This window comes from Streptomyces sp. WAC 01529 (assembly GCF_003945545.1).
Classification (GTDB): domain Bacteria; phylum Actinomycetota; class Actinomycetes; order Streptomycetales; family Streptomycetaceae; genus Streptomyces; species Streptomyces anatolicus.
This window is the reverse complement of the sequence record NZ_CP029617.1, coordinates 4,758,261-4,780,671: the sequence shown is the minus strand read 5'-3', so window position 1 is coordinate 4,780,671 and position 22,411 is coordinate 4,758,261. Positions and strand designations below refer to the sequence as shown.

Below are 22,411 nucleotides of genomic sequence, written 5' to 3'. Positions count from 1 at the left end.
TGGACGTCCGTCCCGGTCTCAGAGCTGGACGTCCGTCCCGGCCGCGAGTAAGCGCTCCAGGACGACCGCGATCCCGTCCTCCTCGTTCGTGCGGGTCAGCTCGTCCGCCACCGACTTCAGCTCGCTGTGGGCGTTGGCCATCGCCACGCCGTGGGCCGCCCACAGGAACATGGGGATGTCGTTCGGCATGTCCCCGAAGGCGACCGTGTCGGCGGCCGTCAGCCCCATCCGCTCGGCGGCCAGGGCAAGGCCCGTCGCCTTGGTCACCCCGCTCGGCTGGAGCTCCACGGTGCCGGGCCCCGACATCGTCACCGTGGCGAGCGAGCCCACCGCCCCGCGCGCCACCTCCGCCAACTCCTCGTCCGCCAGCCTCGGATGCCGCACGAGCACCTTGCTGATGGGCAGCTCCCACAGCACGTCACGGTGGGGCACGCGCACCGCGGGGAGCGTGGGGTGCGGCATGTCGTACCCGGGCTCGATGAGGGTGAGGCCGTCCACGCCGTCCTGGTCGACGGCGGCGAAGACCTGCCCGACCTCCGCCTCGATCTTCCCGAGCGCGACCTCGGCCAGCTCGCGGTCGAGCGTCACCGACCACACCATGCGGTGCGCCCCGGCGTCGTAGAGCTGCGCTCCCTGCCCGCAGACGGCGAGGCCGTCATAGCCGAGGTCGCGGATCAGGGGCCGCACCCGGGGCGCGGGCCGCCCGGTCACCACGAGGTGCCGCGCGCCCCTCTCGCCCGCGGCGGCCAGCGCCCGCCGCGACCGGTCGGAGACCGTGTCGTCGCCGCGCAGCAGCGTCCCGTCCAGGTCAGTGGCGATGAGTGCATATGCGAGGGGAGCGGCCATGATCCAGAGAATACGGATCCTGAGCCGCGCCGGAAGCGGCTTGACGAGGCCGGTGCGGGAGGGGGGAGGTGGGAGCCTCCACGGTTCACCAGAAAGTGGAACCTCCCGTTCCGCAGAACCGACTTGGCGGGGTGCGCGTCCAGGGCAGTAGCTTTGCGTTCGAGCACGATCACGTGTGTTGCGGTGTGACGGGGGAGACACATGGGGGGCCATCGGCCGCGGGATTGGCATGTCCTGGACCTGGACAAGGACCCGACGCCGGGCGACCCGGACCGGGTGCGCAAGCTCGCCAAGGACCTGCACGACTTCTCCGACGATGTCGGCAAGGTGCTGCGGGACATCAAGGGGATGGCGGGCGAGGACGCGATCCTCAAGTGGGCGGGCAAGACCGCCGAGGGCTTCACGGAGAAGTTCGAGAAGGCCCCGGAGAAGCTGAAGAAGCTCAAGAAGTCCTACGGCATGGCCGGGGACGCGCTCGCCGCGTACTGGCCGGAGCTGGAGCGCGCCCAGTCCCTGGCCGACAAGGCCCTGGCCAAGGGCCGCGAGGCCCAGGCCGACCTGTCCTCCGCCAAGTCCCGCCTCACCTCGGCCGACTCCTGGGTGGAGAAGGCGGGCAAGGAGGCCGACAAGGGCTCGGGCAAGGATGTGCCGAAGCCGGACCCGGACAAGGTCAAGGCCGCCACCCGCAACGCCGCCTCCGCCGAGAAGGCGCAGGCCTCCGCGAAGTCGGACGTCACCGCCGCCAAGAGCGCCCTTGACGCGGCGAAGAAGATGGCCGAGGACGCCCGCAAGATGCGTCAGGAGGCCGCCGGAGCCGCGAAGCGGAAGATCGACGAGGCCTCCGACGCGGGCATACGCAACCGCAAGTGGTGGGAGGAGATAGGCGACTGGGTCTCCGACAACTGGGACACCATCGTCGAGATCTGCAAGGTCGTCGTCGCCGTCGTCGGCATCATCGCGATGATCGTCGGTGGCCCCATCCTCGCCGCCATCGTCATCATCGCCGGGGCGATCGTGCTGGCCGACACCCTCAACAAATACCGAAAAGGCCAGGCGGGCCTGATGGATGTCGCGTTCGCCGCGCTGGACTGCGTACCCGGCATGAAGGGCCTGACCACCGCCGCCAAACTCGGCAAGGGCCTCAAGAGCATGGCCAAGGGCCTGGGCAAGGGCGGGCTGCGCAAGGGGGCCGACGACGCCGTCGCGTCCGGCAAGAAGGCGGGGAGCCGCTGCAAGAACGGCGACCCCGTCGACATGGTCTCCGGCGAGATGATCATGGAGGAGACCGACGTCGACCTCCCGGGGCTGCTCCCGCTCGCTCTCCGGCGCACCCATCTGTCGACGTACCGATGGGGCCAGTGGTTCGGCCCCTCGTGGGCCTCCACGCTCGACGAACGCCTCGAACTCGACGACGAGGGCGTCGCCTTCGCCGCCGAGGACGGCATGATCCTGCTCTACCCGGTGCCCCGGCCCGGTGCCTCGGTCATGCCCCTGGAAGGCCCTCGCTGGCCGCTCGACTGGGACGGGGAGCCGGGCGCGCCCCTGCGCATCACCGACCCGGCCACGGGCTTCACCCGCCACTTCGCCCCCACCGGAAGCCCCGGAGCGAGTGGCTCCGCCTTCACGATGCCGCTGGCCGCGATCACCGATCGCAACGGCTTGCGCGTCGACGTCGACCGTGACAAGAAGGGCGTTCCCACCGCCGTACGCGACTCGGCAGGCCGCCATCTCCACGTCGACACCCGGCGCGACCGCGTCGTCGGCCTCCGCCTGCGCAACCCCGATGACGGGCCCGAAGGCACCACCCTGCGGCGCTTCGTCTACGGCGCCGACGGCAACCTCGCCGAGGTCCACAACTCCAGCGGCCTGCCCCTGACGCTCACCTACGACAGCCGCTCCCGCATCACGTCCTGGACCGACCGCGTCGGCTGCTGGTACCGCTTCACCTACGACGACCAGGACCGCTGCGTCACGGGCGAGGGCGCCGACGGCCGCCTCTCGTGCACCATCGCGTACGACGACGAGAACCGGACGACGCGGTACACCGACTCCCTGGGCAACACCACCACCTACCGCCACAACGAACTCCGCCAGCTCGTCGCCCAGACCGATCCGCTCGGCCACACCACGTGCTCCGAGTGGGACCGCTACGACCGCCTGCTCTCGCGGACCGACCCGCTCGGCAGGACGACCCGTTACGTCTATGACGCGGACGGCGCCCCGACCGCCGTCATCCGCCCCGACGGCAGCCGGGAGCTGGCTCAGAACGGCATCCACGGCCAGCCCGTCACCGTCACCCAGGCCGACGGTCACATCTGGCACCTGGAGTACGACGAACGCGGCAACCTCACCGGCGAGACCGACCCCACCGGCGCCCGGATCTCCTACCGGTACAACGACCTCGGCGGCCTCACCGCGATCACCGACGCCGCGGGGCGCACGGCCGTGCTCGAACCCGACGCGACCGGGCAGCCGCGCTCCAGCACCGACGCCGAGGGCTGCACGACGCACTTCGAGCGCGACGCGTTCGGCAGGCTGGTCGCGCAGACCGGCCCGGACGGGTCGGTCACCCGGTTCGAGTGGACCCCCGAGGGCAAGCTGAGCCGCCGGATCCTGCCCGACGGCAGCACCGAACACCACGTCTACGACGGCGAGGGCAACCTCGTCGAGCACACGGACACGCTGGGCCAGGTCACCCGCTTCGAGTACTCCGGGTTCGACCTGCCGTCGGCCCGTGTCAACCCCGACGGATCGCGGCTGGAGTTCACCTACGACGGTGAACTGCGCGTCACCTCGGTCACCAACCAACTCGGCGCGGCCTGGCGCTACTTCTACGACGAGGCGGGCCGGCTGGTCCGCGAGCAGGACTTCGGCGGCCGTACGCAGAGCTACCGCTTCGACGCCGCGGGACATCTGGTCGGGCAGACCAACGGGGCGGGCCAGAGCATCGAGTACGTGCGCGACGCGTTCGGCAAGGTGCTCGAGGAGCGGACTCCCGAGGGGGTCACGGCCTACGCGTACGACCCGGTCGGCAACGTCCGCCGGGTGACCAGCGGCCACACCGAACTGACCTACGAACGTGACGCCCGGGGCCGCGTCCTCGCCGAGACGTGCGACGGCGCCACCGTCCGCTCGGCATACGACGTGCTGGGCAGGCGCACCCGCCGGGTGACGCCGTCGGGCGCCGAGAGCGTGTGGGAGTACGACGGCCGCGACCGGCCGGTGCTGCTGCGGACGGCGGGCAGGACCGTCGCCTTCGGTTACGACGAGGCGGGGCGCGAGGTGGAGCGCCGGAGCGGCGCCACCGTGCTCAGCCAGACCTGGGACGCGGACGGCAGGCTCGGCTCGCAGACCCTGACGGCGGACGGCGGCTCCTCGGGCGCGCCCGGGCCGCGGCTCCTCCAGCACCGGGCGTACCGCTACCGGCCGGACGGCGCGGTCACCGGGATCAGCGATCTGCTCGGCGGTGACCGGGTGCTCGATGTCGACGGCACCGGCCGGGTCACCGGCGTGCGGGCGGCGACCTGGTCGGAGCGGTACGCCTACGACCCCGCGGGCAACCTCACCCGGGCCGAATGGCAGGGCTCCGCCGGGTCACGGCCCGGGACGCCGGGCGGGGGTGAACCGGCGGCGCACGGATCGGCGGGGCGCGGGTCGGGTGAGGTCCGCTATGAGTTCGACGCCCAGGGCCGGGTGGTCGTACGCCGCAAGAAGCGCCTCTCGCGCAAGCCGGATGTCTGGCGGTACGCCTGGGACAGCCAGGACCGGCTCGTCGGAGTCACCACGCCGGACGGCACCAAGTGGGGTTACCGGTACGACCCGTTCGGCCGCCGCGTCGCCAAGGAGCGCTTCGGGCCGGACGGGCGGACGGTGGTGGAGGAGGTGACGTTCGCCTGGGACGGCTTCGTCCTGGCCGAGCAGGTCACGCGCAGGGGTGACGAGGCTCCCACGTGCACGGTCTGGGACTGGGAGCCGGACCGGTTCAGCCCGGTCACCCAGGTCGATCGCGTCGTCCGCGAGGAGGGCGCGCAGGGGCGTGGGCGGGAGCAGGAGCAGGAGCAGGGCCCGGAGCAGGGCCCGGAGCATGGTCGGCGGGGCCATGGCCAGGGTCGCTCGCAGGAGTGGGTGGACGCCCAGTTCTACTCGATCGTGACCGACCTGGTCGGCACCCCGACCGAGCTGGTCGGCGACGAGGGGGAGCTGGCGTGGCGGGCCCGGACCACGGTGTGGGGCGCGCCCCTGGGTGAGGCCGAGCGCGAAGGGGCGTACTGCCCCCTGCGGTTCCCCGGCCAGTACCACGACCCCGAGTCGGCGCTGAACTACAACTACCAGCGCCACTACGACCCCGAGACCGGCCAGTACGCCTCCGTCGACCCCCTCGGCCTGGCCCCCGGCCCGAACCCCCGCGCGTACGTCCCGAACCCGTTCACCGCGGTGGACCCCCTGGGCCTCGCCCCGGACTGCGAGACGGCGGCGCGGGACGCGGCGAGGCGGCGGGCGCAGGAGGAGCAGGACGCTCCGACCGGCCAGAGCAAGAAGACCCGGCCGACGAGTGCGGCCGGGCTGTCGGTGCCGGGGCACGAAACGCCCTTCACCGGTGCGAACATCAAGGGCGGCGCCGACGTCCAGCACGACTTGCATCCGGCTGTCCGGGACGCCTACGACCGTGCTCCGGCGGAACTGAGGGCACTGGGACAGCACGGGAAGTGCGGCGAGGCCGAGGCGCTGTCGAACGCCATGAAGGCGGGCGTTGATCCGCGAGGTGGTGTGATGGCCGCTGTGGACGTGCGTGCGGCGGGCAACCCGGCGCACCAGAGGCCGAAGGAAGCCTGTGATTCCTGCAAGTTCGTGCTTGACCGACTCGGAGTGAGAGAGGCCCCCCTGTCATGAGTGACCGGCTCGGACCGCAGTGGTCCGCGACAACCGACCGCGCGTTGCGCCAGGCAGGCTGGTACCCCGGCCGCGAGGTGCCCACCGAGGAGTGGCGGCGGACGTTGCTGGGGCGCGGTGGCATCGACATGTCCGCGGCGGCCCGGGGGTTCCTGGCCGAGTTCGGTGGCCTGGTCGTCGCGGGGGAGGCCGGACGGTTCCGGATCGACCCGCTCGCGGCCGACTGGGACGACAAGGTCTTCGACGTGCCGGACGAGGGCTCACCCGCGTATCTCTGCCCCATCGGCGCCACGGACCGCGGTGACGGCGTGGGCATGGCCCCGAGCGGGGCCGTCTACATCGGCCGGGAGAGTGTGCGGCTCCTCGCTCCTTCCCCTGGGGAGGCGCTGGACAAGCTCGCGTCGGACGCAGGCGTCGGCGCTGGAACGGGCGAGGGGACCGAACTCCGGTCCCGCTGGTCGGCTCTGACCAAGCGCGTGCTCCGGTCGTCCGGCTGGGATCCGGACCGCCGGGTGCCCAGGCCGGAGTGGGAGAGCGAGCTGCGAGAGCGCGGTTTCCCGGTCCACGAGGCGGCTCGGCGGTTCCTCGCCGAGTTCGGCGGGCTGCGGACCGACGAGTGGACGCCCGGCCCGGTCATGCCTCAGTCGCCCTACCACTTCGATCCGCTCGGCGCGGCGGCGGACACGGGGGCCTTCGCGGCGTTCGTCGACGCGGCCGGGGCCGACCTGTGCCCCATCGGCCGGGCGGACAGCGGTGACAGCTTTCTGGGCATGGCGGCGGATGGCGCGGTGTACGTCGGCGGGGACAGCGCCGAGCTGCTCGCGGAGAGCGGCTACGACGCCGTGGAGAAGCTCGTGATGGAGCGCCGCACCGACGCCCCGCTGCCGTTCGTCCCGGCGGGGGACCACCTCGTGCTCCCCCACAGCCCCGAGCACGACCTGCGCGCGGAGATCGGGACGCGGTGGTCCGCCGAGACCGACCGTGTGCTGCGGCTCTCGGGCTGGTACCCCGGCCGGTCCGTCGCCACGGAGGAGTGGGAGCGGACGCTGCACGAGGCCGACGAGGACTTCGAGATCCACGAGGCCGCGCGCGGCTTCCTGCGGGAGTTCGGCGGTCTGGAGATCCACCAGCGGGGCCCCGGGCGGACGGCCGCGCGCACTCCGTTCCGGCTCGACCCGCTGGTGGCCACGTGGGACCGCGAGATCTTCGACGACCTCGGCGAGCAGGCGGGGAAGTACCTCTACCCCATCGGCGGGATCGGCCGCGGCGTCTCCTACCTCGCCATGGCCGCGGACGGCACGGTCCATGTCGGCATGGACGAGGTGACGTTCCTTGCGGAAACGGGCGACGAGGCCTTGAGGAAGCTCATCGAGGGGGTGCGGTAGCGCATCCGGTGGTCCCAAGTGACCGACCGCGTGTTGCGGAGGTCCGGCTGGTCTCCCGGCCGTTCGGTACCCACGGCGCCATGGGAGAGCGCCCTGTGCGACGAGGGCGGCTTCGTATTCCATGCGGCCGCCCGTGACTTCCTCGCGGAGTTCGGCGGACTGACGGTCGTCCGGGGTTCCGACCACGGCCGGGGCTGGCGGGAGTTCCAGCTGGATCCACTCCTGGCGAAGGACGACAGGGAGATCTTCGAAGCGCTCGATGAGGAAGCCGGTACCCCTCTCTGCCCCCTCGGCATGGCCGATCACCGCAACTTCTATCTGGGCATGGCCTCAAGCGGCGCGGTGTACGTGGGCATGGACTACATCGACCTGCTGGCAGAGACCGCCGACGACGCCCTGGAGAGACTCATCCGGGGCAGCGGAGCGGGCGAGGGGTGACCTCGGTGCGGGAGCGGCGCTTCCCCGCGTGGCCCTTCCCCACGCGGCGCTTCCGTCGACCGTGCTCTCCGAAACACCCCGCGTCCCACTCACCCCCACACCCCCGCCACATGCCCCGCCAACCGCGGAGAGGCGAACCGCGTGCCGCACACGAACCGCATCACCGGCCCGTACGACGAACCCCCCAGCATGCCGGTGAAGTACAGGCCCGGCAGGGACGAGGAGTAGCCCGCGCCCAGCCTCGGCGTGCCGCGGCTCGTCGCGAGGCGGGCGCGCAAGGCGTGGCCGAGGAAGTCCAGCGCGGCGAGGTCCACCTGGTAGCCCGTCGCGGCGATGACGTGGTCGGCGGTGAACTCCGCCACGCGGCCGCCCAGCGTCTCGACCGTCAGGACGGGCCGCCCCTCGTGCACCCGTGCCGCCCTGATGCCCCGTACCTCGCTCGTGCGGACCGCGCCCGCATAGCGCTCCCGCAGCCACCACGCGCCGAGCGGCCCCAGGACGCGCCGGACCAGGAAGTGCCGTGCCTGGGGCGGCAGATGGCGGTACGGATCGGCGTGGTAACTGATCGCGTACAGGGACCAGGCCCTGCCGAAGGGCGACTCGGGGCGGAACCTCGGCTGCCGCCAGGGCGGTTCGCCGAAGGCCACCGCGCCCCTGCCCCGGGCCACCACCCGCACCCGCGCCCCCGCCTCCGCGGCGAGCACGGCCGTCTCCAGCGCGGACTGCCCGGCGCCCACCACGATCAGATCGCGCCCGGCGAACCGGGAGAGGTCGTGGTGCTGCGCGCTGTGCGAGACGGGACCGGTGGCGGAAGGCCCGTCCGGCACCGCCCGCGCCAGCTCGCGCGGCAGCCGCGAGAGCCCGGAAAGACCCGTCGCCACGACGACCGCCCGGGCCGTGAACTGCTCCCCCGAGTCCAGCTTCAGCTCGAACCCGGGGCGCCGATCGAAGGCAGGAGAGGTATGCGGGGGGCCCAGCGGGCGCGCGAGGTCGCCGCCCGCGCCACGCCGCTCCACGGAGACCACCCGCACCCGCTCCACCCCCGGCACCAGCTGCTGCCGGAACCACTCCCCGTACGCCACGAAGGTCTCGACCGGGACGATGTCCTCGTCCGTGACGAGGCGCCGTATCCCCGCCGCGTCGCAGTAGTCGACGAGGTCGTGCCCGCGCTGCGGCGCGTCGATGTTCGAAGCCGCCGGCGTCGACTTCAGCAGCATCCCCTTGGGCATGTGCGCACGCCAGCTCACCATCGGGTCGCCGAACACCCGCACCGGTATGCCGCGCGCCCGCAGATGGGCCGCGGTCGACAAGCCGTACGGCCCGGCCCCGATGACTGCCACCGGTTCGCTCACGGAACCCTCCCCCTGGTGATGCCGCCACGGCGCCCCGCGCGCCACAGCTGGTACAGATTCCGGGCCCCCGGCCCCGCGACCCTCGCGAGCATCGTGAAGAACGGCAGCATGTCGTCCGCGGCGAGCCACGCCAGCTCCGTACCGCTCGCGCGGGCGGGCGCGTGCGGCGTCGTATAGCCGCTGCGGCGGTACGCGAGGAGGGCGGGCAGGTCGATGTTCTCCACGACGAACCGATGGCCGGGGCGCTGGGCCCCCTCGGGGACGGCACGCCCCGTCAGGTCGAGGTGCAGGGCACGGACGACGTCGATGCCAGCCCCGCTCTCGAAGAGCCGGAACTGGGCGCCCATCCGGGGGTTGAAGTCGAGCAGCTTGTACTGACCGTCGCGCCGGTCGAAGCGCAGGTCGAGGTCGATGACGCCGGTGAAGCCGATCCGCTTGATGAAACGCGCGGCGAGGTCCGCGAGTTCCGGGTTGTCCACGACGTACGCGCTCGCCGTCATCCCCGCGTGCGGCGGCCAGGCGCGGACCTTGACGCCCGTGAAGAGCGCGCGCGGCTTTGAGTCCGCGTCGAAGTACGCGTGCACGATCCAGTCCTCGGCCTGCTCCCTCGGCAGATACTCCTGGAGGATCACGCCGGGCCGCTCCCCCCAGTCACCGGCGAGCGCGAGCAGGCCCCGCGCGGTCTCGATACGGGTGGTGCCGTGCACCGCGGGCCGCTTCCGGCGGGTGAAGGCCTCGCGGTTCTTGGCCACCACCGGGAAGCGCGCCGTGGCCGCGAACTCCTCCACCTCCGCCCGGCTCTCGGGGAACGCGGCGGCCGGAGAGGCGACCCCGTGCTCCACGCACAGCTCGTGCAGCCCCTGCTTGCTCGCCAGGCGCCGCGGCAACTCCGCCTCCACGCGCGGGAAGAGGAACCCGCCGAAGCCGGTCCGCGGCCCGGACAGCTCGTCCTGGTGCTCGGCGATGAGGACGGCCGCCTCCTCGTCGGTGGGGATGAGGACGGTCGGCGCCCCGATCCGGCGCCCCACCCGCAACAACCCCTCCACGAGGCGTTCCGGCTCCTCGGTGCCGGTCGTCGGCCAGGGGAAGGCGCGGGTCAGATGGCGGGAGGCGGCCGCGGGCGTGTAGCGGTCCTCCGTGATCGCGTACATCGGCACGCCCAGCCGGCCGAGGCTGCGGATCGCGCCCACTCCGCCGTGGTGCAGGGGGTAGTCGCCGAACTTCACGATCAGCCCCGGAACACTCCGGTCCGGTGCGCACGGCGCACCGCTGCTCATCCTGGCCACGGGTCCCCCCACGTACGCCCTCAACCCCGACCCGGACCCACCCCGCCCGCGCCCCCAAGAACCGCTGAGGCAAAAGACGCTAAGGCGTAATTGACCACTCCAGCAAGGCTTATCCGGACATTACGAACTCTTTAGGCACTGCCGAAACAGGGGACTACACACGTAACGTGTGGCACACCCCTATGGAAAGCGAGGCAGGTACGCATGTCCGAGCAGACCCCGCTCGACCCGGCCGCCGGTGACTCCCCCGGCCTCCCCGACAGCGACTCCGTCGGCCGCTCAGAGGGCGACCCCTTCGGCCTGCCCGAGGGCGACCCCTTCGGACCGCACAACCTCCCCTACGGCGTGTTCTCCCTGGCCGGGGAGCGCAACGACCAGCGCAGGGTAGGGGTACGGCTCGGCTCGTACGTCCTGGACGCGGGCGCCGCGGCCGCCGCCCTCGGCTCCCCCTACGTCTCGCTCCTCGCCCGGCCCACGCTGAACGCCCTCCTCTCCGCGGGCCGCACCGCCTGGTCCGACGTGCGGCGCGCCCTGACGGCGTGGGTGACCGTCCCCTCCTACCGGGATTCCGTACGCCCCCTGCTCCACCCCCTCTCCGACGTCACCCTGCACCTGCCGTTCGAGGTCGCGGACTACGTCGACTTCTACGCCTCGGAGCACCACGCGACCAACCTGGGCAAGATGTTCCGCCCGGACTCGCCGACCCCGCTGACCCCCAACTGGAAGCACCTGCCGATCGGTTACCACGGCCGGTCCGGCACCGTCGTGGTCTCCGGGACGGACGTGGTGCGCCCCAGCGGCCAGCGCAAGGCGCCCACCGACACGGCCCCCGCCTTCGGCCCCTCGGCCCGCCTCGACATCGAGGCGGAGGTCGGCTTCGTCGTCGGCGCGCCCTCGGAGCACGGCACCCCCGTGCCCCTCGCGGACTTCCGCGAGCACGTCTTCGGCCTCACCCTCCTCAACGACTGGTCGGCGCGCGACATCCAGGCCTGGGAGTACGTCCCCCTCGGGCCGTTCCTCGGCAAGTCGTTCGCCACGTCGGTGTCGGCGTGGATCACCCCCCTCGACGCGCTGGACGCGGCCCGGGTCGCGCCCCCGGAGCGCACGCACCAGCTCCTGCCCTACCTGGACGACTCCACCGAGCCGGCCGCGGACGAGCCGGGCGGCTACGACCTGCGCATGACGGTCACGCTCAACGGCCACGTCATCTCCGAGCCGCCGTTCTCCACCGTGTACTGGACGGCGGCGCAGCAGCTCGCGCACATGACGGTCAACGGCGCCTCCCTGCGCACCGGTGACCTCTACGGCTCGGGCACGGTCAGCGGGCCGTCGGCCGGGCAGTACGGCTCCCTGATCGAGATCACCTGGAACGGCCGCGACCCCCTCGAACTCCCCGACGGCAAGCGGACGTTCCTGGAGGACGGCGACGAGGTCACGCTCTCGGCGTGGGCCCCGGGACCGGACGGCACCAAGGTGGGCCTCGGCGAGGTGAGCGGGCGGATCGTGGCGGCCCGCTGAGGCAATCGTGGCGGCCCACCGACCGTGGCGGCCCGCTGAGCCGACCACCTGCACCGGCGGACCGCCGCCTCACCCCTCGGGCCCGGCCTGTGCCGGGCCCGAGGCGCACCCGGCTCCCGCTCCCCCGCCCGGCGCCGCTCCGGCCACCCTCCTCAGGACGACCAGTCCGGCTCCTCCTCGTCCCCCCACTCCGGCTCCACGTCCTCGCTGAGCCTCGGCTCGGGCACCGCGGACCGCTCCCCGGGCGGCGTCCCGCCGGAAGCCGCCGCGCCGCCCGTGAACTCCGCGACGACCCCGACCACACCCTCGCCGTACGTCGCCCGCTTCTTCTCGCCGACCCCGCTGATGCCCGCGAGGTCCCCGACGGACGTCGGCCGCAGCGTGGCGATCTCACGCAGCGTGGCGTCGTGGAAGATCACGTACGCGGGGACGCCCTGCTCCTTGGCCTGGGCGCCGCGCCAGGCACGCAGCGCCTCGAAGACCGGCACCGCCTCCGGGGGCAGCTCGGCGACCGCTGCCGCCGCCTTCGCCTTGCGCTCGCCCTTTGCCGCCCGCGCCGCCGGGGCCCGCTTCGGCTCCTTGCGCAGCCGCACCTCGCGCTCACGGCCGAGGACGGAACCGCTCGTCTCGGTGAGCACCAGCGTGCCGTACTCCCCCTCGACCGCGAGGAGGCCCTGCGCCAGCAACTGCCGCACCACGCCCCGCCATTCGGCCTCCGCCAGCTCCTCGCCGATGCCGAAGACGGAGAGCTGGTCGTGGTCGAACTGGATGACCTTCGCGGTCTTCTTGCCCAGCAGGATGTCGATGATCTGGCCCGCGCCGAACTTCTGGCCGCGCTCGCGCTGGAGGCGCACCACCGTGGAGAGCACCTTCTGCGCCGCGACCGTGCCGTCCCAGGTTTCGGGCGGGGCGAGGCACGTGTCGCAGTTCCCGCAGGACTGTGCCGCCGCCTCCTGGCCGAAGTACGTGAGCAGCTGGGCCCGGCGGCACTGCGCGGTCTCGCAGAGCGCCAGCATCGAGTCCAGGTGGGAGGCGGCCCGGCGCCGGAACGCCTCGTCGCCCTCGCTGCCCTGGATCATCTTGCGCTGCTGCACGACGTCCTGGAGGCCATACGCCATCCAGGCCGTCGAGGGTAGGCCGTCGCGGCCCGCGCGGCCCGTCTCCTGGTAGTACCCCTCGACCGACTTGGGCAGGTCGAGGTGGGCGACGAAGCGGACGTCCGGCTTGTCGATGCCCATGCCGAAGGCGATCGTCGCGCAGACGACGAGGCCTTCCTCCCGCAGGAAGCGCGACTGGTGGGCCGCGCGCGTGCCGCCGTCGAGGCCCGCGTGGTACGGGACGGCCTCGATGCCGTTCCGGCACAGGAACTCGGCGGTCTTCTCCACCGAATTGCGCGAGAGGCAGTAGACGATGCCGGCGTCGCCCTCGTGCTCCTCCTTCAGGAAGGCGAGGAGCTGCTTCTTCGGCTCGGCCTTGGGCACGATGCGGTACTGGATGTTGGGCCGGTCGAAGCTCGCCACGAAGTGCTTGGCGTCCGGCATGCCGAGCCGCTCGGTGATCTCCCGGTGCGTGGCGTGCGTGGCCGTCGCCGTCAGGGCGATGCGGGGCACGTCCGGCCAGCGCTGCCCGAGCACGGAGAGAGCCAGATAGTCGGGCCGGAAGTCATGCCCCCACTGCGCGACGCAGTGCGCCTCGTCGATGGCGAAGACGGAGATCTTGCCGCGCGAGAGGAGGTCGAGGGTGGCGTCGAGCCGCAGCCGCTCCGGAGCGAGATAGAGCACGTCCAGCTCCCCCGCGAGGAACTCGGCCTCCATCACGCGCCGCTCGTCGAAGTCCTGCGTGGAGTTGATGAACCCGGCGCGCACACCGGCCGCCCGCAGCGCGTCCACCTGGTCCTGCATGAGCGCGATGAGCGGGGAGACCACCACGCCCGTACCCGGTCTGACCAGGGCCGGGATCTGATAGCAGAGGGACTTTCCGCCACCGGTGGGCATGAGGACGACGGCGTCACCACCGGCCACCACATGGTCGATGATGGCTTCCTGCTCGCCCCGGAAGGCGTCGTACCCGAAGACGCGGTGGAGCGTCCGCAGCGCGTCGCTCTCCGTCACCGAGCCGGTCGCCGTGCCGCCCGGCACCGGTGCCGACGCCGTCACCTCGCTCATGCCGCTGGTCCCATCCATCGCCCTGTCCCCCGCCGTACGTCCTGCCTCGGTCACCGCTCGGGTCGCTGCCCCGACCACTGCCTCCACGATAGGGCCCCGCACCGACAGCCCGAGAAGTTATCCACAGGCCGCCGCCCGGCATCCCCAGATCGGGATGCCGGGCGGCGACATACGTTCGACTTCAAGGACGACGGCCTACCGGACGAAGACCCCCGCCTGCCCGGCCAGGTCCAGGAAGTACTGCGGGGCCACACCCAGCACCAGCGTCACCGCGACGCCCACGCCGATCGCCGTCATGGTCAGCGGCGAGGGCACGGCGACCGTGGGGCCGTCCGCCTTCGGCTCGCTGAAGAACATGAGCACGATCACACGGATGTAGAAGAACGCGGCGATCGCGGACGACAGCACGCCGACCACGACGAGCGCGCCCGCGCCGCCCTCGGCCGCCGCCTTGAAGACCGCGAACTTCCCCGTGAACCCGGAGGTCAGCGGAATGCCGGCGAAGGCCAGCAGGAAGACCGCGAAGACCGCCGCGACCAGCGGGGACCGCCGCCCGAGCCCCGCCCACTTGGACAGGTGCGTGGCCTCGCCCCCCGCGTCGCGCACCAGCGTGACCACGGCGAAAGCGCCGATCGTCACGAAGGAGTAGGCCGCCAGATAGAAGAGGACCGAGGAGACGCCGTCCGGGGTGGTGGCGATGACACCGGCGAGGATGAAGCCCGCGTGCGCGATGGACGAGTACGCGAGGAGCCGCTTGATGTCGGTCTGGGTGATCGCGACGATCGCGCCGCCCAGCATCGTGATGATCGCGATGCCCCACATGACCGGCCGCCAGTCCCAGCGCAGGCCCGGCAGGACCACGTACAGCAGCCGCAGCAGCGCGCCGAACGCGGCCACCTTCGTCGCCGCCGCCATGAAACCGGTGACCGGGGTCGGAGCGCCCTGGTACACGTCGGGCGTCCACATGTGGAACGGCACCGCGCCCACCTTGAAGAGCAGCCCCATGACGACCATCGCGACGCCGATCAGAAGCAGCGCGTCGTTGCCCATGGTCTCGGCGAGCGCCGGGTCCACCGTCGAGACGTTGCCCTCGACGACGTCCGCGATCGTCGCGTACGACACCGAGCCCGCGTACCCGTACAGGAGCGCGATGCCGAAGAGCGTGAACGCGGAGGCGAACGCGCCGAGCAGGAAGTACTTGACGGCGGCTTCCTGCGACATGAGGCGCTTGCGGCGGGCGAGCGCGCACAGCAGGTACAGCGGCAGGGAGAAGACTTCCAGCGCGATGAAGAGCGTCAGGAGGTCGTTGGCCGCGGGGAAGACGAGCATGCCGCCGATGGCGAAGAGCGCCAGCGGGAACACCTCGGTGGTGGTGAACCCCGCCTTGGTGGCGGCCTGTTCGCCTTCGCTGCCGGGCACCGCCCCGGCCTGCGCGACGAAGGAGTCGACGCGGTTGCCGTGCGCCAGCGGGTCGAGCCGCCGCTCGGCGAAGGTGAAGATGGCGACGAGCCCGGCGAGCAGGATCGTGCCCTGGAGGAAGAGCGCGGGGCCGTCGACCGCGATCGCGCCCATCGCCGCGATCTGCGCCTTCGTCGTACCGAACCCGCGGGCCGCGAGCCCGACGACGGCGGCGAAGGCCGCGGCGAGGGCGACGACGGACAGGAACAACTGCACGTAGTAACGGAACTTGCGCGGGACGAAGGCTTCGACGAGCACTCCGACGACGGCCGCACCGATGACGATCAACGTCGGTGACAGCTGTCCATACTCGATCTTGGGCGCGCCGATCTTGTCGATCGGATCGGCGGCCGTTGTCCACAGGCTGTGGACGGCTGATGCGCTCACTTGGCCGCCTCCACCTCGGGCTCGGGGTCCTTCTGCTGTACGTCGGACATGGTGTGCTCGACCGCCGGGTTCACCAGCTCGGTGAGCGGCTTGGGGTAGACCCCGAGGCCGATCAGGAGCGCGATCAGCGGGGCGACGACGACCAGTTCCCGCACCCGCAGGTCCGGCATGGCCGAGACCTCCGGCTTCACGGGGCCCGTCATCGTCCGCTGGTAGAGGACGAGGGTGTAGAGCGCGGCGAGCACGATACCGAGGGTCGCGATGATCCCGACCACCGGATAGCGCGCGAACGCGCCGACCAGGACCAGGAATTCACTCACGAAGGGTGCGAGCCCCGGCAGCGAGAGCGTGGCCAGACCGCCGATCAGGAAGGTGCCCGCGAGCACCGGGGCGACTTTCTGCACCCCTCCGTAGTCGGCGATCAGACGCGAGCCGCGCCGCGAGATCAGGAAGCCGGCCACCAGCATCAGCGCGGCGGTCGACAGGCCGTGGTTGACCATGTAGAGCGTCGCGCCCGACTGGCCCTGCGAGGTCATCGCGAAGATGCCGAGGACGATGAACCCGAAGTGCGAGATCGACGCGTACGCCACCAGGCGCTTGATGTCGCGCTGGCCGACGGCGAGCAGCGCGCCGTAGATGATGCTGATCAGCGCGAGTACGAGGATGACCGGCGTCGCCCACTTGCTCGCCTCGGGGAAGAGCCCGAGGCAGAACCGCAGCATCGCGAAGGTGCCGACCTTGTCGACCACCGCCGTGATCAGCACGGCGACGGGGGCCGTGGACTCGCCCATCGCGTTCGGCAGCCAGGTGTGCAGCGGCCACAGCGGCGCCTTCACCGCGAAGGCGAAGAAGAAGCCGAGGAAGAGCCACCGCTCGGTGCTGGTCGCCATGTCGAGCGTGCCGTTGGCGCGGGCCTCGGCGATCTCCTGGAGCGAGAAGTTCCCCGCGACCACGTAGAGCCCGATCACCGCGGCCAGCATGATGAGACCGCCGACGAGGTTGTAGAGCAGGAACTTCACGGCCGCGTAACTGCGCTGCGCCGAGGCGTTCTCGTCGCTGCCCGCGTGGGCGCGGTCCCCGAAGCCACCGATGAGGAAGTACATCGGGATGAGCATGGCTTCGAAGAAGATGTAGAAGAGGAAGACGTCGGTGGCCTCGAAGGAGATGATCACCATCGCCTCGACGGCGAGGATCAGGGCGAAGAAGCCCTGCGTCGGCCGCCACCGGGACGACTTGGTCTCCAGGGGATCGGCGTCGTGCCAGCCCGCCAGGATGATGAACGGGATCAGCAGCGCGGTGAGGCCGATGAGCGCGACGCCGATGCCGTCGACCCCCAGCTCGTACCGCACCCCGAACTCCGCGATCCACGCGCGGGACTCGGTGAGTTGATAGCGGTCGCCGTCCGGGTCGAACCGCACGAGGACGGTCACGGCGAGCGCCAGCGTGGCGAGCGAGACGAGCAGCGCGAGCCACTTGGCGGCGGACCGCCGGGCGGCCGGGACGGCCGCCGTGGCGATCGCGCCGACCGCGGGCAGGGCCGCCGTCGCTGTCAGCAGTGGAAAGGACATCGGTATCAGACCGCCCTCATCAGCAGGGTCGCGGCGATGAGCACCGCAGCGCCGCCGAACATCGAGACCGCGTAGGAGCGGGCGTAGCCGTTCTGCAGTTTGCGCAGGCGCCCGGAGAGGCCGCCCATCGTGGCCGCCGTGCCGTTGACGACCCCGTCGACCAGGGTGTGGTCGACGTAGACCAGGGAGCGCGTGAGGTGCTCACCGCCGCGCACCAGGACGACGTGGTTGAAGTCGTCCTGGAGGAGGTCGCGGCGGGCGGCCCGGGTGAGCAGCGAGCCGCGCGGGGCGGTGACCGGTACGGGCCCGCGCCCGTACTGGAGGTAGGCCAGGGCGACGCCGATGAGCAGGACGCCCACGGTGGCGCCCGTGACCGTGGCGGCGCTGAGCGGGGAGTGACCGTGCTTGTGGCCGGTGACCGGCTCCAGCCAGTGCAGGAAGCGGTCGCCGATGCCGAAGAAGCCGCCCGCGAAGACCGAACCGAAGGCGAGCACGATCATCGGGATCGTCATGGTCTTCGGAGACTCGTGCGGGTGCGGTGCGTGTCCTTCGGCATCCGGCTGCCAGCGCTTCTCTCCGAAGAAGGTCAGGAGCATCACGCGCGTCATGTAGTACGCGGTGATGGCCGCGCCGAGCAGCGCCACCGAGCCGAGGATCCACCCCTCGGTGCCGCCCTTGGCGAAGGCCGCCTCGATGATCTTGTCCTTGGAGAAGAAGCCGGAGAGACCGGGGAAGCCGATGATCGCGAGATAGCCGAGCCCGAAGGTGACGAAGGTGACCGGCATGTACTTCCTGAGGCCGCCGTACTTCCTCATGTCGACCTCGTCGTTCATGCCGTGCATGACCGATCCGGCGCCGAGGAAGAGCCCGGCCTTGAAGAAGCCGTGCGTCACCAGGTGCATGATCGCGAAGACGTAGCCGATGGGGCCGAGGCCGGCGGCGAGGATCATGTAGCCGATCTGGGACATCGTCGAACCGGCGAGCGCCTTCTTGATGTCGTCCTTCGCGCAACCGACGATCGCACCGAACAGGAGCGTGACCGCTCCGACGATCGTGACGACGAGCTGCGCCTCGGGCGCTCCGTTGAAGATCGCGCCGGAGCGGACGATCAGATAGACACCCGCGGTCACCATCGTGGCGGCGTGGATGAGGGCCGAGACCGGGGTCGGGCCCTCCATCGCGTCACCGAGCCAGGACTGCAGCGGCACCTGGGCGGACTTGCCGCACGCGGCGAGCAGCAGCATCAGGCCGATGGCGGTGAGCTTGCCCTCGCTGGTCTCACCCGTGGCCTCCAGGACGGGCCCGAAGGCGAACGTCCCGAAGGTGGTGAACATCAGCATGATGGCGATCGAAAGGCCCATGTCGCCGACCCGGTTGACCAGGAAGGCCTTCTTCGCGGCGGTGGCCGCGCTGGGCTTGTGCTGCCAGAAGCCGATCAGGAGGTACGAGGCGAGACCGACGCCCTCCCAGCCGACGTACAGGAGGAGGTAGTTGTCGGCGAGGACGAGGAGGAGCATCGCTGCGAGGAAGAGGTTCAGATAGCCGAAGAAGCGGCGGCGGCGCTCGTCGTGCTCCATGTACCCGATGGAGTAGACGTGGATCAGGGTGCCGACGCCGGAGATCAGCAGGACGAACGTCATCGACAGCTGGTCGAGCTGGAAGGCGACGTCCGCCTGGAAGCCCTCGACGGGCAGCCAGCTGAACAGGTGCTGCGACAGGGTGCGCTCCTCGGCGCCCTTGCCCAGCATGTCCGCGAAGAGCACCACGGCGACGACGAAGGAGGCGGCCGCGAGCAGCGTGCCGAGCCAGTGGCCCGCGCGGTCCAACGCCCGGCCGCCGCACAGCAGTACGGCCGCTCCGAGCAGAGGCGCCGCGACGAGCAGCGCAATCAGGTTCTCCACTTTCAGCCCCTTACAGCTTCATCAGGCTGGCGTCGTCGACCGAGGCCGAGTGGCGGGAACGGAAGAGCGACACGATGATCGCGAGCCCGACCACGACCTCCGCGGCGGCGACGACCATCGTGAAGAACGCGATGATCTGGCCGTCGAGGTTGCCGTGCATCCGGGAGAAGGCCACGAACGCGAGGTTGCAGGCGTTGAGCATCAGCTCGATACACATGAACACCACGATCGCGTTCCGCCTGATGAGCACGCCGGTGGCACCGATCGCGAACAACAGGGCGGCGAGATAGAGGTAGTTGACGGGGTTCACTTCGACGCCTCCTCGGTCCGCCCGCTGTCGGTCGCGCGCAGGTCGGGCCGCTCCAGCCGGTCGGTGGAGCGCTGCTCCAGCGCCCGCAGGTCGTCCAGGGCCTCGCTCGACACGTCACGGATCTGGCCGCGCTCGCGCAGCGTCTTGTTGACCGTCAGCTCCGAGGGCGTGCCGTCGGGGAGCAGACCGGCGATGTCCACGGCGTTGTGCCGGGCGTACACACCCGGGGCGGGCAGCGGCGGCAGGTGCTTGCCCTCGCGCACGCGCTCCTCGGACCGCTCGCGCTGGGTCTTGGCGCGCTCCGTGCGCTCGCGGTGGGTGAGCACCATCGCGCCGACCGTGGCGGTGATGAGCAGCGCGCCGGTGATCTCGAAGGCGAAGACGTACTTGGTGAAGATGAGTTCCGCCAGGCCCTCGACGTTGCCGCCGGCGTTCGCCTTGCCGAGGCCGTTGAACTCCTTCACCGAGGCGTTCCCGATGCCCGCGAAGAGCAGCACCGCGAAGCCGAGTCCGCAGAGCAGCGCCAGCCAGCGCTGGCCCTTGATGGTCTCCTTCAGGGAGTCGGCGGCGGTGACACCGACGAGCATGACCACGAAGAGGAAGAGCATCATGATCGCGCCCGTGTAGACGACGATCTGGACGACGCCCAGGAAGTACGCGCCGTTGGCGAGGTAGAAGACCGCCAGGATGATCATGGTCCCGGCGAGACAGAGCGCGCTGTGCACGGCCTTCTTCATGAGGATCGTGCACAGGGCGCCGATCACGGCGACCGTGCCGAGGATCCAGAACTGGAAGGCCTCGCCCGTGGAGGTGGTGTAGGCGGCGAGCTGCGTCATCGGCGGATCACCTTCTCCGACGCCGGTCCGCCGACCACCTTCCCGGAGGCCGGTTCGCCGTCCCCGAAGTCCGAGGCCGCCTCCTGGGGCGTCTCGCCCTTGGAGCGGGCCACTTGGGGAACCGTCCCCGGCGCGGCCTCGGTCACCAGACCTCGGTAGTAGTCCTGCTCGTCCATGCCGGGGAAGATCGAGTGCGGGCTTTCGACCATGCCCTCCTCGAGCCCGGCGAGCAGCTGCTCCTTGGTGTAGATGAGGTTCTCGCGGCTGCTGTCGGCCAGCTCGAACTCGTTCGTCATCGTCAGCGCGCGCGTGGGGCACGCCTCGATGCACAGGCCGCACAGGATGCAGCGGGCGTAGTTGATCTGGTAGACGCGGCCGTACCGCTCGCCCGGGGAGTACCGCTCCTCTTCCGTGTTGTCCGCGCCCTCCACGTAGATGGCGTCGGCGGGGCAGGCCCAGGCGCAGAGCTCGCAGCCGACGCACTTCTCCAGGCCGTCCGGATGGCGGTTCAGCTGGTGCCTGCCGTGGAAGCGGGGAGCGGTGGTCTTCTGCTGCTCCGGATACTGCTCGGTCAGCCGCTTCTTGAACATGGCCTTGAAGGTCACGCCGAAGCCCGCGACGGGGTTCTGGAACCCCTGCTTCGATTGGTTCGACTCGTGGGGTGACTCGGGCGATGCCGGGGATGCCGGTGATCCCGGTGTCTGCTTCTTCGACTCAGCCATCGGACGCCTCCTTTCCGTCACTTCGGGTTCCGTCACTTTGAGTATCCGGCCCACCACTGACAATCAGCTCCCGCTCCTGGCGCGAGCGTCGGCGCGGGACGGGTGGCAGGCTCTGGCCGGGCAGCGGCGGCACGGGGAAGCCGCCCGCCATCGGGTCGAAGGCGACCGGTTTCTCCTCGGCGGCGGCCTCCTTCTCCCGCCGGTCGCGGAAGATGTCGACGACCACGGAGAGCAACAGCAGCGCGATGACCCCGCCGCCCACATAGAGCGCGATCGAGGAGAAGTCATAGTTCTCGTTCCGCATCGCCCTGACCGTGGCGACGAGCATCAGCCAGACGACGGAGACCGGGATGAGGACCTTCCAGCCGAGCTTCATCAGCTGGTCGTAGCGCACGCGTGGCAGCGTGCCGCGCAGCCAGATGAAGAAGAACAGCAGCAGCTGGACCTTGATCACGAACCAGAGCATCGGCCACCAGCCGTGGTTCGCGCCCTCCCAGAAGGTGCTGATCGGATACGGGGCCCGCCAGCCGCCGAGGAAGAGCGTGACCGAGACCGCCGAGACGGTGACCATGTTGACGTACTCGGCGAGCATGAACAGCGCGAACTTGATGGAGGAGTACTCGGTGTTGAAGCCACCGACGAGGTCGCCCTCGGACTCCGGCATGTCGAACGGCGCGCGGTTGGTCTCACCGATCATCGTCACGATGTAGATGAGGAACGACACCGGCAGCAGCAGTACGTACCAGCGGTCGGCCTGCGCCTCCACGATCGCCGAGGTCGACATCGACCCGGAGTAGAGGAAGACGGAGGCGAACGCCGCGCCCATCGCGATCTCGTACGAGATCATCTGCGCGCAGGAACGCAGTCCGCCGAGGAGCGGATAGGTGGACCCGGAGCTCCAGCCCGCGAGCACGATGCCGTAGATGCCGACGGAGGCGACCGCGAGGATGTAGAGCATCGCGATCGGCAGGTCGGTGAGTTGCATCGTGGTGCGCTGGCCGAAGATCGAGACCTCGTTGCCCGCGGGCCCGAAGGGGATCACCGCGATCGCCATGAAGGCGGGGATCGCCGCGACGATCGGCGCGAGGACGTAGACCACCTTGTCCGCGCGCTTGACGATGACGTCTTCCTTCAGCATCAGCTTGACGCCGTCGGCGAGGGACTGGAGCATCCCCCAGGGCCCGTGCCGGTTGGGGCCGATGCGCAGCTGCATCCACGCGACGACCTTGCGCTCCCACACGATGGAGAAGAGGACCGTCACCATCAGGAACGCGAAGCAGAAGACCGCCTTGAGGGCGATCAGCCACCAGGGGTCGCGGCCGAACATGGACAGGTCTTCCGCCGCAAGC

15 protein-coding genes are annotated in these 22,411 nt (G+C 70.8%); 4 read left to right on the top strand and 11 right to left on the bottom strand.

All coding sequences use genetic code 11. The features are described 5' to 3' along the window. Positions 1-18: 18 nt before the first annotated feature. Complete coding sequence (locus DMA15_RS21585) at positions 19-846, bottom strand: HAD family hydrolase (RefSeq protein WP_125514422.1); 828 nt, start codon at positions 844-846, stop codon at positions 19-21. A gap of 201 nt (positions 847-1,047) precedes the next feature. Between DMA15_RS21585 and DMA15_RS21580 the strand changes: the two genes are divergently transcribed. From DMA15_RS21580 to DMA15_RS21570, 3 genes are read left to right on the top strand one after another with little or no spacing between them, the layout of a single operon-like run. Continuing rightward, positions 1,048-5,736 (top strand): DUF6531 domain-containing protein, encoded by a 4,689-nt coding sequence (locus DMA15_RS21580; RefSeq protein WP_125514421.1) that lies wholly within the window; start codon positions 1,048-1,050, stop codon positions 5,734-5,736. Beyond that, positions 5,733-7,121 (top strand): SUKH-3 domain-containing protein, encoded by a 1,389-nt coding sequence (locus DMA15_RS21575; protein WP_125514420.1) that lies wholly within the window; start codon positions 5,733-5,735, stop codon positions 7,119-7,121. Before DMA15_RS21580 ends, DMA15_RS21575 begins: the two co-directional genes overlap by 4 nt. A gap of 18 nt (positions 7,122-7,139) precedes the next feature. Further along, a complete protein-coding gene (locus DMA15_RS21570) occupies positions 7,140-7,559 on the top strand; it encodes an SUKH-3 domain-containing protein (RefSeq protein WP_164551801.1) in 420 nt (139 codons plus the stop codon). 89 nt (positions 7,560-7,648) lie between these two features. Here DMA15_RS21570 and DMA15_RS21565 read toward each other — a convergent pair whose 3' ends face one another. Further along, positions 7,649-8,911 (bottom strand): NAD(P)-binding domain-containing protein, encoded by a 1,263-nt coding sequence (locus DMA15_RS21565; RefSeq protein ID WP_125514418.1) that lies wholly within the window; start codon positions 8,909-8,911, stop codon positions 7,649-7,651. Continuing rightward, complete coding sequence (locus DMA15_RS21560) at positions 8,908-10,188, bottom strand: ATP-grasp domain-containing protein (RefSeq protein ID WP_125514417.1); 1,281 nt, start codon at positions 10,186-10,188, stop codon at positions 8,908-8,910. Before DMA15_RS21560 ends, DMA15_RS21565 begins: the two co-directional genes overlap by 4 nt. A 213-nt stretch (positions 10,189-10,401) precedes the next feature. Here DMA15_RS21560 and fahA point away from each other — a divergent pair, with 213 nt between their 5' ends. Beyond that, on the top strand, positions 10,402-11,715 hold the full coding sequence (gene fahA, locus DMA15_RS21555) for a fumarylacetoacetase (protein WP_125514416.1): 1,314 nt from the start codon (positions 10,402-10,404) through the stop codon (positions 11,713-11,715). A 152-nt stretch (positions 11,716-11,867) separates the two neighbouring features. Here fahA and recQ read toward each other — a convergent pair whose 3' ends face one another. The 8 genes from recQ to nuoH all read right to left on the bottom strand — a co-directional run bounded on the left by recQ (position 11,868) and on the right by nuoH (position 22,389). After that, positions 11,868-13,880, bottom strand: a complete 2,013-nt coding sequence (gene recQ / locus DMA15_RS21550; RefSeq protein ID WP_240660239.1) for a DNA helicase RecQ — start codon at positions 13,878-13,880, stop codon at positions 11,868-11,870. 195 nt (positions 13,881-14,075) lie between these two features. Next, entirely contained in the window at positions 14,076-15,725 is a 1,650-nt protein-coding gene (gene nuoN / locus DMA15_RS21545; RefSeq protein ID WP_125514414.1) for an NADH-quinone oxidoreductase subunit NuoN, read from the bottom strand. Next, positions 15,722-17,293, bottom strand: a complete 1,572-nt coding sequence (locus DMA15_RS21540) for an NADH-quinone oxidoreductase subunit M (RefSeq protein WP_125514413.1) — start codon at positions 17,291-17,293, stop codon at positions 15,722-15,724. The genes nuoN and DMA15_RS21540 overlap by 4 nt, the downstream gene beginning before the upstream one ends. A gap of 5 nt (positions 17,294-17,298) precedes the next feature. Next, complete coding sequence (nuoL, locus tag DMA15_RS21535) at positions 17,299-19,194, bottom strand: NADH-quinone oxidoreductase subunit L (RefSeq protein WP_125514412.1); 1,896 nt, start codon at positions 19,192-19,194, stop codon at positions 17,299-17,301. 10 nt (positions 19,195-19,204) lie between these two features. Beyond that, positions 19,205-19,504, bottom strand: coding sequence for an NADH-quinone oxidoreductase subunit NuoK (nuoK, locus tag DMA15_RS21530; RefSeq protein WP_055529377.1), 300 nt, complete (start codon positions 19,502-19,504; stop codon positions 19,205-19,207). Continuing rightward, positions 19,501-20,340: an NADH-quinone oxidoreductase subunit J gene (locus DMA15_RS21525; RefSeq protein ID WP_125514411.1), complete on the bottom strand. Its 840-nt coding sequence runs from the start codon at positions 20,338-20,340 to the stop codon at positions 19,501-19,503. Before DMA15_RS21525 ends, nuoK begins: the two co-directional genes overlap by 4 nt. After that, on the bottom strand, positions 20,337-21,062 hold the full coding sequence (gene nuoI, locus DMA15_RS21520) for an NADH-quinone oxidoreductase subunit NuoI (RefSeq protein ID WP_240659886.1): 726 nt from the start codon (positions 21,060-21,062) through the stop codon (positions 20,337-20,339). The genes DMA15_RS21525 and nuoI overlap by 4 nt, the downstream gene beginning before the upstream one ends. Then, complete coding sequence (gene nuoH, locus DMA15_RS21515; RefSeq protein ID WP_240660238.1) at positions 21,055-22,389, bottom strand: NADH-quinone oxidoreductase subunit NuoH; 1,335 nt, start codon at positions 22,387-22,389, stop codon at positions 21,055-21,057. Before nuoH ends, nuoI begins: the two co-directional genes overlap by 8 nt. Between the last annotated feature and the right edge of the window lie 22 nt (positions 22,390-22,411).

Excerpts from the sequence above, each read along its gene's own strand:
- DMA15_RS21585 (WP_125514422.1), bottom strand. The coding sequence starts at position 846 with ATGGCCGCTCCCCTCGCATATGCACTCATCGCCACTGACCTGGACGGG.
- DMA15_RS21580 (WP_125514421.1), top strand. The coding sequence starts at position 1,048 with ATGGGGGGCCATCGGCCGCGGGATTGGCATGTCCTGGACCTGGACAAG.
- DMA15_RS21575 (WP_125514420.1), top strand. The coding sequence starts at position 5,733 with ATGAGTGACCGGCTCGGACCGCAGTGGTCCGCGACAACCGACCGCGCG.
- DMA15_RS21560 (WP_125514417.1), bottom strand. The coding sequence starts at position 10,188 with ATGAGCAGCGGTGCGCCGTGCGCACCGGACCGGAGTGTTCCGGGGCTG.
- fahA (WP_125514416.1), top strand. The coding sequence starts at position 10,402 with ATGTCCGAGCAGACCCCGCTCGACCCGGCCGCCGGTGACTCCCCCGGC.
- recQ (WP_240660239.1), bottom strand. The coding sequence starts at position 13,880 with ATGAGCGAGGTGACGGCGTCGGCACCGGTGCCGGGCGGCACGGCGACC.
- DMA15_RS21540 (WP_125514413.1), bottom strand. The coding sequence starts at position 17,293 with ATGTCCTTTCCACTGCTGACAGCGACGGCGGCCCTGCCCGCGGTCGGC.
- DMA15_RS21525 (WP_125514411.1), bottom strand. The coding sequence starts at position 20,340 with ATGACGCAGCTCGCCGCCTACACCACCTCCACGGGCGAGGCCTTCCAG.
- nuoI (WP_240659886.1), bottom strand. The coding sequence starts at position 21,062 with ATGGCTGAGTCGAAGAAGCAGACACCGGGATCACCGGCATCCCCGGCA.
- nuoH (WP_240660238.1), bottom strand. The coding sequence starts at position 22,389 with ATGTTCGGCCGCGACCCCTGGTGGCTGATCGCCCTCAAGGCGGTCTTC.